Annotated in this window: 12 protein-coding genes and 1 tRNA gene; 8 read left to right on the forward strand and 5 right to left on the reverse strand. The window is 72.7% G+C overall.

Annotated elements, in window-relative coordinates; all coding sequences use genetic code 11:
* Positions 1-51 precede the first annotated feature (51 nt).
* Both A3Q37_RS14305 and A3Q37_RS14310 read left to right on the forward strand, forming a co-directional pair.
* Positions 52-1,137 (forward strand): S-(hydroxymethyl)mycothiol dehydrogenase, encoded by a 1,086-nt coding sequence (locus A3Q37_RS14305; RefSeq protein WP_065483686.1) that lies wholly within the window; start codon positions 52-54, stop codon positions 1,135-1,137.
* A complete protein-coding gene (locus tag A3Q37_RS14310; protein WP_065483702.1) occupies positions 1,137-1,766 on the forward strand; it encodes an MBL fold metallo-hydrolase in 630 nt (209 codons plus the stop codon). Before A3Q37_RS14305 ends, A3Q37_RS14310 begins: the two co-directional genes overlap by 1 nt.
* A 12-nt stretch (positions 1,767-1,778) precedes the next feature.
* On the opposite strand, the gene A3Q37_RS14315 is transcribed toward A3Q37_RS14310, so the two are convergent.
* On the reverse strand, positions 1,779-2,717 hold the full coding sequence (locus tag A3Q37_RS14315; protein ID WP_065483705.1) for a pseudouridine synthase: 939 nt from the start codon (positions 2,715-2,717) through the stop codon (positions 1,779-1,781).
* 63 nt (positions 2,718-2,780) lie between these two features.
* Positions 2,781-2,868: transfer RNA gene (locus tag A3Q37_RS14320), tRNA-Leu, on the reverse strand.
* Between the two features lie 183 nt (positions 2,869-3,051).
* On the opposite strand from A3Q37_RS14320, the gene A3Q37_RS14325 reads away from it, so the two are divergent.
* The 3 genes from A3Q37_RS14325 to A3Q37_RS38220 all read left to right on the forward strand — a co-directional run bounded on the left by A3Q37_RS14325 (position 3,052) and on the right by A3Q37_RS38220 (position 5,767).
* Positions 3,052-4,383 (forward strand): M20/M25/M40 family metallo-hydrolase, encoded by a 1,332-nt coding sequence (locus tag A3Q37_RS14325; protein WP_065484137.1) that lies wholly within the window; start codon positions 3,052-3,054, stop codon positions 4,381-4,383.
* A 164-nt stretch (positions 4,384-4,547) separates the two neighbouring features.
* Positions 4,548-4,781: a chaplin ChpH gene (chpH, locus tag A3Q37_RS14330; protein WP_006123411.1), complete on the forward strand. Its 234-nt coding sequence runs from the start codon at positions 4,548-4,550 to the stop codon at positions 4,779-4,781.
* Positions 4,782-4,921: 140 nt separating this feature from the next.
* Positions 4,922-5,767: a chaplin gene (locus A3Q37_RS38220; protein ID WP_065483708.1), complete on the forward strand. Its 846-nt coding sequence runs from the start codon at positions 4,922-4,924 to the stop codon at positions 5,765-5,767.
* Between the two features lie 70 nt (positions 5,768-5,837).
* On the opposite strand, the gene A3Q37_RS14340 is transcribed toward A3Q37_RS38220, so the two are convergent.
* Positions 5,838-6,026, reverse strand: coding sequence for a DUF5703 family protein (locus tag A3Q37_RS14340; protein ID WP_006123409.1), 189 nt, complete (start codon positions 6,024-6,026; stop codon positions 5,838-5,840).
* Positions 6,027-6,073: 47 nt separating this feature from the next.
* On the opposite strand from A3Q37_RS14340, the gene A3Q37_RS14345 reads away from it, so the two are divergent.
* The gene (locus A3Q37_RS14345) at positions 6,074-6,736 is read left to right on the forward strand and encodes a hypothetical protein (protein ID WP_065483711.1); all 663 of its coding nucleotides are present in this window, start codon (positions 6,074-6,076) and stop codon (positions 6,734-6,736) included.
* 122 nt (positions 6,737-6,858) lie between these two features.
* On the opposite strand, the gene A3Q37_RS14350 is transcribed toward A3Q37_RS14345, so the two are convergent.
* Positions 6,859-9,270 carry an ATP-dependent RecD-like DNA helicase gene (locus tag A3Q37_RS14350; RefSeq protein WP_079137792.1) on the reverse strand — a complete coding sequence of 804 codons (2,412 nt, stop codon included), beginning with the start codon at positions 9,268-9,270 and terminating at the stop codon, positions 6,859-6,861.
* The gene (locus A3Q37_RS14355) at positions 9,267-10,250 is read right to left on the reverse strand and encodes an aldo/keto reductase (RefSeq protein ID WP_065483715.1); all 984 of its coding nucleotides are present in this window, start codon (positions 10,248-10,250) and stop codon (positions 9,267-9,269) included. The genes A3Q37_RS14350 and A3Q37_RS14355 overlap by 4 nt, the downstream gene beginning before the upstream one ends.
* A gap of 139 nt (positions 10,251-10,389) precedes the next feature.
* Between A3Q37_RS14355 and A3Q37_RS14360 the strand changes: the two genes are divergently transcribed.
* Together A3Q37_RS14360 and A3Q37_RS14365 are read left to right on the forward strand one after the other, a co-directional pair.
* Entirely contained in the window at positions 10,390-11,439 is a 1,050-nt protein-coding gene (locus A3Q37_RS14360; protein WP_006123406.1) for an LLM class F420-dependent oxidoreductase, read from the forward strand.
* 261 nt (positions 11,440-11,700) lie between these two features.
* On the forward strand, positions 11,701-12,489 hold the full coding sequence (locus A3Q37_RS14365) for a hypothetical protein (protein ID WP_065483723.1): 789 nt from the start codon (positions 11,701-11,703) through the stop codon (positions 12,487-12,489).
* Positions 12,490-12,498 lie beyond the last annotated feature (9 nt).

Raw genomic sequence — 12,498 nt, forward strand, 5'->3', positions numbered from 1 at the left:
GGTGGTCCGCGATCGATCTTCGCGAAGCGCGGGAGCAGGGAGAGCAGGGTTATGCCACAGCAGGTGCAAGCGGTCATCGCACCCGGGAAGAACGAGCCGGTGCGGGTCGAGACGATCGTCATCCCCGACCCCGGTCCCGGAGAGGCCGTCGTGAAGATCCAGGCGTGCGGCGTCTGCCACACCGACCTGCACTACAAGCAGGGCGGCATCAACGACGAGTTCCCCTTCCTCCTCGGCCACGAGGCCGCCGGAGTCGTGGAGTCGGTTGGCGAGGGCGTCACGGACGTCGCCCCCGGCGACTTCGTCATCCTCAACTGGCGTGCCGTGTGCGGTCAGTGCCGCGCCTGTCTGCGCGGCCGCCCCTGGTACTGCTTCGACACCCACAACGCCAAGCAGAAGATGACGCTCCTCGACGGCACCGAGCTGTCGCCCGCCCTCGGCATCGGCGCCTTCGCCGAAAAGACCCTTGTCGCCTCCGGCCAGTGCACCAAGGTCGACCCCGAGGTCGCCCCGGAGGTCGCCGGACTCCTCGGCTGCGGCGTCATGGCGGGCATCGGCGCCGCCATCAACACCGGCCAGGTCGGCCGCGGCGACTCGGTCGCCGTCATCGGCTGCGGCGGCGTCGGAGACGCGGCCATCGCGGGCTCCCGGCTGGCCGGAGCGGCGAAGATCATCGCGGTCGACATCGACGACCGCAAGCTGGAGACGGCGAAGAAGATGGGCGCCACCCACACCGTCAACTCCCGCACCACCGACCCCGTCGAGGCGATCCGCGCCCTCACCGACGGCAACGGCGCCGACGTCGTCATCGAGGCCGTCGGCCGCCCGGAGACCTACGAACAGGCCTTCTACGCCCGCGATCTGGCCGGAACGGTCGTCCTCGTCGGCGTCCCCACCCCGGACATGAAGCTCGAACTGCCGCTCCTGGACGTCTTCGGCCGCGGCGGCTCCCTCAAGTCCTCCTGGTACGGCGACTGCCTGCCCTCCCGCGACTTCCCGATGCTCGTCGACCTCCACCAGCAGGGCCGCCTCGACCTCGCCGCCTTCGTCACCGAGACCATCGGACTCGGCGACATCGAGCAGGCCTTCGCCCGCATGCACGACGGCGACGTCCTCCGCTCGGTGGTGGTCTTCTGATGACCGCCCGCATCGACCACCTGGTCACCTCCGGCACCTTCGCCCTCGACGGCGGCGAGTGGGACGTCGACAACAACGTCTGGATCGTCGGCGACGACACCGAGGCGATCGTCATCGACGCCGCTCACGACGCCGCCGGCATCGAGACCGCGCTCGCCGGCCGTACGCTGCGCGCCATCGTCTGCACCCACGCGCACAACGACCACATCGACGCCGCCCCTGCCCTCGCGGACGCCACCGGCGCCCCGGTCCTGCTCCACCCGGACGACCTGCCGCTCTGGCAGCAGACCCACCCGGACCGCGCCCCCGACGGCACCCTCGCCGACGGCCAGGAACTCACCGTGGCGGGCACCACGCTCACGGTCCTGCACACCCCGGGCCACGCCCCCGGCGCGGTCTGCCTGTACGCCCCCGAGCTGGGAGCCGTCTTCACCGGCGACACCCTCTTCCAGGGCGGCCCCGGCGCCACCGGCCGGTCCTTCTCGTCGTTCCCCACGATCATCGACTCGATCCGGGACCGGCTGCTCACCCTCCCCGGCGACACCGCCGTCCACACCGGCCACGGCGACCCCACCACCATCGGCGCGGAGGCCCCGCAGCTCGACGAGTGGATCAAGCGCGGCCACTGAGAACCGCCTACGTCACCCCTCCGGCCAGGCGGAGAGCCGCAGCCCGCTCGCGAAGCGACGCGGCTCCCCGCCGACCGGATCGGTGAACTCCAGCACCCGCGCCAGCAGTTGCAGGGGCCGGCCCCAGTCCTCCGCCGCCCCTTCCGACTGCACCACCGGATACAGCGGATCGTGGACGATCGGCAGCCCCAGGGCGTTCATATGGACCCGCAGCTGATGCGTCCGCCCGGTGGCGGGCAGCAGCCGATAGCGCCCCAGCGCACCCCGGTGCTCCACCAGCTCCACGTAACTCTCACTGTTCGCCTCGCCCGGCTCCTCCCGGGCGGCCAGCACCCCGCGCTCCTTGACGATCCGGCTGCGTACGGTCCGGGGAAGGGCCACGCCGGGGTCGTACGGGGCCAGAGCCTCGTACTCCTTCCGTACCCGCCGGTCCCGGAACAGCGTCTGGTACGCCCCCCGGTCCTCCGGCCGCACCACGAACAGCACCAGCCCCGCCGTCAGCCGGTCCAGCCGGTGCGCGGGCTGGAGGGCGGGCAGCTCCAGCTCCCGCCGCAGCCGGGCCACCGCGGTCTCGGTGATGTGCCGCCCCCGGGGCATCGTCGCCAGGAAGTGCGGCTTGTCCGCCACCACGATCCGCTCGTCCCGGTACACCACCCCGACCGGGAAGGGCACCGGCTCCTCGGCCGCGAAGTCCCGGTGGAACCAGAGATACCGCCCGGCGGCGTACGGCTCCGAGCCCCGCACGGCGACCCCGTCGGCCCCCACGAACCGCCCGGCATCCAGCATCCCGGCCACCCGGTCCGTCCCGATCGCCCCGCCGAACCGCTCGGCCAGATGTTCCCCGACGGTGGCCCAGCGCCCTTCGGGATCCTCCGGAAGCCGCACCCGTACGGCATCGATCCCGTCCCGCTGGGGAAGAGGGGCGGCGGGCGGCTTCCTGCGACCTCGCATCCTCGCCCCCTCTCCGTGATCGCCCGGTGACGCAAAAGAGCCCCACCGAAGTGGGGCTCCTGCTGGTGTCCGAGGGGGGACTTGAACCCCCACGCCCGATAAAGGGCACTAGCACCTCAAGCTAGCGCGTCTGCCATTCCGCCACCCGGACAAGGTGTCTGTCTCGCGGGCCGTGCCCGTTCCGACGTGGAAAACCATAGCAAACATTTGAGGGTGCTCGATCACGCCCCGATGGCTGTGAACGGTGCGTGACGGGGGGTGTGCGGCCTTGGGCGTACGCCGTGGGCGCGGGAGGATGAGAAGGAGCAGCACAGCGACAGTGGAGGGAACCAGCGTGAGCGAGAGCAGCACGGGCAAGGCCGGCACCGGCAGGGCCGAGCAGGAGGTCGTCGACCTCTGTCGTGACCTGATCCGGATCGACACCAGCAACTACGGCGACCACTCGGGCCCCGGCGAGCGGCTCGCCGCCGAGTACGTCGCGGAGAAGCTCGCGGAGGTCGGCCTGGAGCCGCAGATCTTCGAGTCGCACAAGGGGCGCGCCTCCACCGTCGCCCGGATCGAGGGCGAGGACCCCTCACGCCCGGCGCTCCTCATCCACGGGCACACCGACGTCGTCCCGGCCAACGCGGCGGACTGGACGCACGACCCGTTCTCCGGGGAGATCGCGGACGGCTGTGTCTGGGGCCGGGGCGCGGTCGACATGAAGGACATGGACGCGATGACCCTCGCGGTCGTACGGGAGCGGATGCGCACCGGCCGCAAGCCCCCGCGCGACATCGTGCTCGCCTTCCTCGCCGACGAGGAGGCGGGCGGCACGTACGGGGCCCGCTATCTCGTGGACAACCACCCGGGGCTCTTCGAGGGCGTCACCGAGGCGATCAGCGAGGTCGGCGGCTTCTCCTTCACCGTCAACGAGAACCTGCGGCTGTATCTGGTGGAGACGGCCCAGAAGGGCATGCACTGGATGAAGCTGACCGTGGACGGCACCGCCGGACACGGCTCGATGATCCACAAGGACAACGCCATCACCGAGCTGTCCGAGGCGGTCGGGCGGCTGGGCCGGCACAAGTTCCCGGTGCGGGTCACCAAGACGCTGCGGCACTTCCTGGACGAGCTCTCCGACGCGCTGGGCACCGAGCTGGACCCGGAGAACATGGACGAGACGCTCGCCAAGCTCGGCGGCATCGCCAAGCTCATCGGCGCCTCCCTCCAGAACACCGCCAACCCCACCCAGCTCGGCGCCGGCTACAAGGTCAACGTCATTCCGGGCCAGGCGACCGCCCACGTCGACGGCCGCTATCTGCCGGGGTACGAGGAGGAGTTCCTCGCCGACCTGGACCGGATCCTCGGCCCCAACGTCCGGCGCGAGGACGTGCACGCGGACAAGGCGCTGGAGACCACGTTCGACGGGGCGCTGGTCGACGCCATGCAGACCGCGCTGGTCGCCGAGGACCCGATCGCCCGGGCCGTGCCGTACATGCTCTCGGCCGGCACCGACGCCAAGTCCTTCGACGACCTGGGCATCCGGGGCTTCGGCTTCGCCCCGCTGAAGCTGCCGCCGGAGCTGGACTTCGCCGGGATGTTCCACGGCGTCGACGAGCGGGTCCCGGTCGACGGGCTCCAGTTCGGCGTGCGGGTGCTCGACCGGTTCATCGACCATTCCTGACCGGTCCATGACCGATTCGCCGTCGGATCACCGCTGATTCGGCCACCTGTGCGGACATGTCCGAACGGGTGAAACGAGCCGTTCACACGTAGCCCCGCGAATTCCTCCTCGTTACAAGGTTTGCGGTCCGCGGCTGGGACCGCGTTTTCCAACTAGGAGGAATCATGATCAAGAAGGTCGTCGCAGTTGCGGCTGCCACCGGTGGCCTCGTTCTCGCAGGTGCGGGCATGGCTTCCGCCGACGCGGGCGCCCAGGGTGCGGCCATCGGCAGCCCCGGCGTGCTCTCCGGCAACGTCGTCCAGGTTCCGGTCCACGTGCCGGTCAACGTGTGCGGCAACACGGTCTCCGTGATCGGTCTGCTGAACCCCGCCTTCGGCAACACCTGCGTCAACGCCTGATCGTTGAACGTCAACCCGTAAGGGTTTGAGCTCGACCGGTCCCGGAGTGCACTCCATGCACTCCGGGACCGTTCGGCATTCGGCTCCCGCACGGTCATGTCCGGGGGTTTTTCGGAAGCCAGAAGGCAGGAAACGAACCTATGCGACAGGTCACTCGTAAAGGCCTGATCACCATGGCGGCTGCGGGCGGAGTGCTCGCGCTGAGCGGTGGATACGCCCACGCCGACTCCGGGGCGGCGAGCACCGCGTCCGGCTCGCCGGGCGTGCTGTCCGGCAACTCGGTCCAGGTCCCGATCGACATCCCGGTCAACGTCTGCGGAAACTCCGTCAGCGTCGGCGGACTGCTCAACCCCGCCAGTGGGAACGACTGCGGAAACGGATCAGCGGGATCCGACCGGTCCGCGCAGTCCGACCGATCCGCGTCCGACCGATCCGCGTCCGACCGATCGGCGTCCGACCGGTCCGGCGGCGCCCAGGACCGCTCCGTCCCCGGCGGCTCCGGGAACGGCGCCCAGGCCGGCGACACCACGGCCTCGGACCGCACCTCCGAGCCCGGTACGGGCCGTCACCGGGCCCCGGACGGCGGCGGCGCCACGGCCGAAGGGGTCGCCAAGGGCTCGCCCGGCATCCTCTCCGGCAACTCGGTCCAGGCACCGATCGACATCCCCGTGAACCTCTGCGGGAACAGCGTCACCATCGGCGGACTGCTGAACCCCGTCTTCGGCAACAGCTGCTCCAATGACGCCGAGGTTCCGCCCCCGCCGCCCGAGGAGCCGGAGAAGCCCCCGGTCACGCCGGAGACCCCGGTCGAACCGCCGGTCGTCCAGCCGCCCGAGCCGAACGTCCCCGAGACCCGGAACGTTCCCCGGGAGCAGCTCGCGCAGACCGGTGGTGACGGGCTCGGACTGCTCATCCCGGCCGGCGCCGGACTGCTGTTCGCCGGTGCCGGATCGGTGCTCTACCGCCGCTCGCGCAGCGCCGCCTGATCCGGGCGCGCACAGCACGGCACGACCCACGAAAGAGAGCGGGCCCCGCCACCGCGGGGCCCGCTCCATGTCACCAGGTCGCCCGCAGCTGACGGATGATCCGTCGGCGCAGCCGCACTCTGCGGCTGCCGTCCCTGCGGAGCGTCAGGCGGTCCAGCTCCCAGTGTCCGTACTCGGCGTGGTCGGTCAGGAGTCGGGCCGCATCCTTGCGGGAGACCCCGCGCGGCACGTACACGTCGATGAATTCGTATTCCGGCATCGCATCTATTGTGCGGGCAGAGCCCCGCTACGGATAGCGTCTGCACTATGTCTGATGCTGCGCAGCCCACCGCTGCCGAGGTACGTGCCGCCGCCGAAGTGGTCAAAGCCGCGATCGACCGTCACCTCGACGCGGTCGAACGCCGTACCGGGGACGACGACCCCGCCGTATACGACGCGTTCAACGCCCTGGCCGCTGCGGCCGAGGTCTACGACGAACTCCTCTACGAACGCTACGACGAAGTCACCCCCTTCGAGATCCCCGGCGCGGACGACTCCCTGCCTCCCTACGCCGGTCCCGCGGAGCCCAGCGCGCTCAGTGTCCTGATCCGGCGCGACTACGTGGTCGCCGAGCCCGAGCGTCTTCTCGCGCAGGCCCAGCGCCTCGCCGACGTCGACGCGGGGCCGGGCGCCGAGGACACGACCCCGGTGGTCGGCACCAGCGTCCATGCCGCGCTCGGCGTGCTCTTCGGCGAGTACGAACCGGACGAGATCGCCTCCCGGCACAAGGAGTTCGGCCTGGAGGAGGGCGACTCCACCCTCTGGGTCTCGGCCGGGGAAGCGGCACCGGAGCCGGGGGAGTGGCTGGGCGCCCCGTTCGAGGACGCCGACCCGGAACTGGTGGTCTGCCGCTTCGACGTCAGCGCGGTCTTCGACGAGGAGGACGAGTCGGACGAGGACTTCGCCGGGCCGGTGGTGGGCGGCGCCTGACCCCTGAGCCCTGACCTCTGAGCCCTTTCCCTTTTCCTCGACTGCTTTCCGCACCGGACGTGACGGTGGGCCCCGGCGCACATCGCGCCGGGGCCCACCGCTGTCCGGCCCGTGGGCTTTTTTTAAGAAGCCGCGTCCGGGGTCGGGAGCGCCTCCAGGAGCGTGCGCAGCCGGGTCGTCCGCTCCTGGGCCGGGACCTGCGCCACCGCGTGGGGGAGCGCCTGGTCCACCCCGTGCACCACGGACAGATGCCGCTCGCCCCGGCCGAACGCGGTGTACACCCACGGCCGGCTCAGCCCCTGCGCCGCGTCGCCCGGCAGCACGACCACCGCGGCGGGCCAGCGCATCCCGGCCGCCTGGTGGGCGCTGAGGGCCCAGCCGTGCCGCACCGACGACTCCACCCGCTCCTGCGGTACGACGACGGGGACGCCCCCGCAGTCCAGATGCAGGCCCTCGGCGTCGGCCGAGCGCACCGCTCCGGGCACCGCACGGCCGGGCGCGGGCACATGGATCACGCGGTCACCCGGGTCGAACCCGCCGAACCGGCCCGGTCCCGGGTTGAGCCGCTGCTTCAGCGCCTCGTTCAGCGCCCTGGTACCGGCGGCCCCGCCGTGGCCCACCGTGATCACCTGGGTCTCGTCGGCGGGGATGGAGAACGCCCGGGGCACCGAGTCGGCGACCAGCTGCACGGTGCGGTGGACGGCCTCGCCCGCGTCCCGGACGGGGACGATCACCACCTCCTTGCCCGGGGCGTCGACCTGGTTCAGCTCGCCGATGCCGATGCCGGAGACCAGCTCGCCGATCGGGCCGGGGTCCGGGGTGCGGGAGACGACCTGCGGGCAGGTGCGGGCGGCCAGCACATCGGCGAACACCCGCCCGGCGCCCGCCGAGCCCAGCACGCCCGGGTCACCGCTCAGCACCAGCCGGGCGCCGTCGGCCAGCGCCTCGACCAGGACCGCCGCGCTCTCCACGTCCAGCTGCGGGGCGTCCAGCACGACCAGCAGGTCCAGGGCGAGCGCCCCGTCCTCGTCCCGGCCGGGGCCCTGGGCGCCGGACAGCAGGCCGGCCAGCGTGACCGCCGTGTCCGGATCGCCGGTGGCCGCCGCGAGCCGCCGCCGCCCGTCCTCGCTGTGGGTCGCGCCGACGGCCCGCAGGCCCAGGCCCCGTGCCGCGGCGATCAGCGCGGCGGGCTCGGTCCGGGCCGCCTCGCCGCCGCTGTGCGCGACCAGTCCGGCGGCGGCGGTCGTACGGATCAGCTCGGCGGCCGACGGGCTCGGGGCGGCGGCCGCGGCCTCCGCCCAGTCGGCGGCCTTCTCGCAGGCGTTGACCAGCCGGGCCAGGCCGTCGGCGAGACTCTCCTCGGCCAGGGCGTAGCGGTCGAGGCCCAGCAGGACCTGGACGGGCTCGCGGGCCGTATCGGCGTCCGGCGCGGGGCCGCCCTCATCCGCTTCGGCCTCTTCCAGCTCCTCGGCCGGCTCCTCGTCCTCCCCCTCCTGGAAGAGCAGGGCGACGCCTTCCTCGACGGCCTCGCGCACCGCCGCGTCCGGGTCGCTCACCGCCCGCTCGGCGAGCGCCGCCCGCACGGTCTCGGCGTCCAGAGCCGTGTGGCCCTGGAGGGCGGCGCGCTCCAGCACCCAGCCGACCAGGGCCGCCGTCCGACGGCTGTCGTCGGGGCCGCAGTCGGCGCCCAGCAGGGCCCGGGCGAAGCCGTCGGCCTGTTCGGGCCGCACGCCGGGCAGGGCCAGCAGCTGCCAGGGGTCGGTGCGCAGGAACTCGGCCGCCTGCTCGCCCAGCGCGCCGACGGCCGGGCGGGTCAGCGTCTCGGGGGCGCCGCCCGCCACGAGCACCGCGCGCACCGCGTCGAGGGCCTCGGGCGAGGCGGCCTGCGGGGCGGGGGCGGCGATGGCCTCGGGCGCGGGGGCCCGGGGCGGTGTCGGGGCGGGACGGCGGGGGGCCTGGGCGGTGGCGGACGACGCGAAGAAGGCGGAGCCCGCCTTCTCGCCGCTCTCCACGGCCCGGACGGCCGCGAGTAGATCGGCGGCCGTGCCGCTCAGCCCCGCACCGGCGGCGATGGGCGCGGCCTTGGCCGCCTTGCGCTGCTCGATACGCTCCCGCAGCTCACGCTGGGCGGCCAGCTCGGCCTGCGCCTCGGAGAGCTCGGGGGCGGGCGAGGCGGCGTCGGCGTCAGCCTCGGTGCTTGCGGGGTCGCTTGCCTCGGTGGCCTCAGCCCCGGCGTCGGCCTCGGCTGCCTCGGCCCCAGCGCTCGGGGAGCCAGCAGCCCCGGCCTCGGCCTCATCGGCGGCCCCGGCGCTCGCAGGGCCGGCGGCCCCGGCCCCCTCGCTCGCAGCCCCGGCTTCAGCCGACGACGCGTCGACGGCCCCGGCCTCGTCCGGCGCCTCGGCGCCCTCAGGCGTTTCAGCCGCCCCGGGGGCTTCGGGCGCTCCGGCGTCCGCCGCGGGCTCCGGCGGGGACACCGCGTCCTGTGGGGTGTCCGTGCCGCCGGTGCCGGGGGTCTCCCCGGGAAGCGCAGTCACAGCGTGCTCCAGTCCTGGTCGGGATAGCGGTGCACGGGCGCCGACACATCGTCGAGCGCCTGGCAGATCTCGTAGGGAAGACTAAGCGCCTCCACTGACAAAGCCTCCGTGAGCTGCCCGGCGTTGCGCGCGCCGAGGATCGGCGCGGCCACGCCCGGCCGGTCCCGGACCCAGGCGAGCGCCACCTGGAGCGGGCTCGTCGCCAGGCCGTCCGCCGCCGTCGCCACCGCGTCCACCACCCGGGCCGCCGCGTCGTCGAGATACGGCTCGACGAACGGGGCGAGCCGCTCGGACGCGCCCCGCGAGTCGGACGGGGTGCCCTGGCGGTACTTGCCGGTGAGCACGCCGCGCCCCAGCGGGGACGACGGCAGCAGCCCGATCCCGAGGTCCAGCGCGGCGGGCAGCACCTCGCGCTCGATGCCGCGCTGGAGCAGCGAGTACTCCATCTGCGTACTGGCCAGCCTCGTCCGCACCCCGGGCGCGGCGAGCTGCCAGGTGGCGGCCTTCGCCAGCTGCCAGCCGCAGAAGTTCGACACGCCCGCGTAGCGCACACGGCCCGAGGAGACCGCCAGGTCCACCGCCTGAAGGGTCTCCTCCAGCGGGGTCGCCGGGTCGAAGGCGTGGACCTGCCACAGGTCCACGTAATCCGTGCCGAGCCGCTCCAGGGACGCGTCCAGGGCGGCCAGCAGATGCCCGCGTGAACCGTTGACGCGGCGATAGGGGTCGGGCACGTTTCCGGCCTTCGTGGCGATGACCAGGTCCTCCCGGGGGATCAGGCTCCCGACGAGCCGCCCGAGCAGATACTCGGCCTCGCCGCCCCCGTACACATCGGCGGTGTCCACCAGGGTGCCGCCCGCGTCCCAGAAGGCCTTCAGCTGGTCGGCGGCGTCGTGCTCGTCCGTGTCCCGGCCCCAGGTGAGGGTGCCGAGCCCGATCCGGGACACGCGAAGGCCGGTACGGCCGAGATGCCTCTGCTCCATGGGCGCTGAGATTACTGGCCATGGCCCCACGGGGTGCAGGGGCTGTGGACAACCCGAGGTCCGCCGGGCCTGCCGGATCGCCGCCGCCCGCGCTAGAGTCCGGAGAAAGGGACGTTACTGATCAGTAAGGGGAGCGGCTATGCGGCTCGGCATCAATCTCGGTTACTGGGGCGCCGGCATGGACGGCGACAACCTCGCCGTCGCGCAGGAGGCCGACCGGCTCGGCTACGACGTCTGCTGGGCGGCCGAGGCGTACGGCTCCGACGCCCCGACCGTGCTGACCTGGGTCGCGGCCCAGACCGAGTCGATCGACGTCGGCTCCGCCATCATGCAGATCCCGGCCCGGCAGCCCACCATGACGGCGATGACCGCCGCCACCCTCGACTCGCTCTCCGGCGGCCGCTTCCGGCTCGGCCTCGGCGTCTCGGGCCCGCAGGTCTCCGAGGGCTGGTACGGCGTGAAGTTCGACAAGCCGCTGGCCCGCACCCGCGAGTACGTGGAGATCGTCCGCAAGGCGATGACCCGTGAGCGCGTGAGTTACGAGGGCGCGCACTGGACGCTGCCGCTCCCCGGCGGCCCGGGCAAGCCGATCAAGCTCACCGTGCACCCGCAGCGCGAGCACATCCCGCTCTACATCGCCGCGATCGGTCCCAAGAACCTGGAGCAGACCGGTGAGATCGCCGACGGCGCCCTGCTGATCTTCCCCTCCGCCGAGCACCTGGAGGAGACCGCGATCCAGCCGCTGCGCGCGGGCCGCGAGAAGGCGGGCAAGACCATGGAGGGCTTCGACGTCAGCCCGACGCTGCCGCTGGCCGTCGGCGACGACGTCAACGGCCTCGCCGACATGTTCCGTCCGTACACCGCGCTGTACGTCGGCGGGATGGGCAGCCGGAAGCAGAACTTCTACAACCAGCTCGCCCAGCGCATGGGGTACGAGAAGGAGGCCGCCGAGATCCAGGACAAGTACCTGGACGGGGACAAGGCCGGGGCCGCCGCCGCCGTACCACACCAGCTGATCGACCAGACCGCGCTGCTCGGCCCCGTCGAGCGGATCGCCGACCGCATGCAGGCCTACGCCGCCGCCGGGGTCACCACGCTCAACCTCGCCCCGGCCGGTTTCACCCTGGAGGAGCGGCTCACCGCGCTCCGCGCCGGCACGGACGCCCTGGAGCGCTCCGGCCTCGCCTAGCGTGTCCGGCGGGCAGCACTACGGCCGTGGTGGGGGCTCGGGGGTCTTCCCCGCCACGGCCGTCAGCAGGAACAACGCGCTGCGCGCCCAGGGGTTACGCCGTCCCCGCGGGCGTGTCGGCCGTCGGCGGCCCCGGCCGCCGCCGTGCGCGGTGCGTGACGGCTCCGGTTGCCGACCGCCCCGTAGCGCCTTTGACTCGTTCTGCGGACTACCGCTCCGCGGACCTGGGTTCCGCGGAAATCGGGTACGGAGGTGGCCCTCATGCTCTCTGCGCAGACCTTGTTCCAGGAGATCCTGGACAACGACGAGTCCTACCGGCTGTTCTGTTCCATCGCCGCGAGCGGCGAGGCCCAGGGCGGCTGGGAGAACGCCCGCATCGCCGCCCTCGTCCCGGAGGGCCGCCGTGAGCTGGCCCCCAGGATCGTCCGGCACGGCGCCGACGAGGACAAGCACGGCCGGATCTTCAACGCCCTCCTGAAGAAGCGCGGACTGCCGCCCGTCGAGGTCCCCCCGGAGACCGACTACACGATGCTCCTGGAGCAGCAGGGCATCGGCCTCGCGCACTCCCGGCTGCGCGGCGAGGAACGGCTCACCGAGCGCGACATCATCACCTATCTGGCCCACAGCCGGATCACCGAGCAGCGCGCGTCCGAGCAGATGCAGCTGCTGCGCCGGTACTTCGCCGACCACCCCGACATCGGCCGCGCGGTGAAGATGATCTCCAACGACGAGGACAACCACCTCGCCTACTGCCACGAGGAACTGCTCGCCCTCGCACGCGAGGGGCACGGCCGGACCATCCAGCGCATCATGCGCGAGTGCGCCCTGGCCGAGATCCGTGTCTACCGCGACGTCAGCCTCGCCGTGATGGCCAACATGGGCCGCATCCTCGGCTGGTCCCGCCCCAAGGCCGCCGTCCTCGCCGCGGGCATCCACGCGGTGTACGCGTACGAGCGCCTCGTCGGCTGGCGGCGCATGGTGACCCTGGAGATGCCGGAGCGGCGCAACGCGCTCGGCAGCCCCGCGGTGCCCGAGCACGAGTACGCCTGAGGCCCGGCT

Origin of the sequence: Streptomyces sp. PTY087I2 (assembly GCF_001687325.1) — a bacterium.
Taxonomy (GTDB): domain Bacteria; phylum Actinomycetota; class Actinomycetes; order Streptomycetales; family Streptomycetaceae; genus Streptomyces.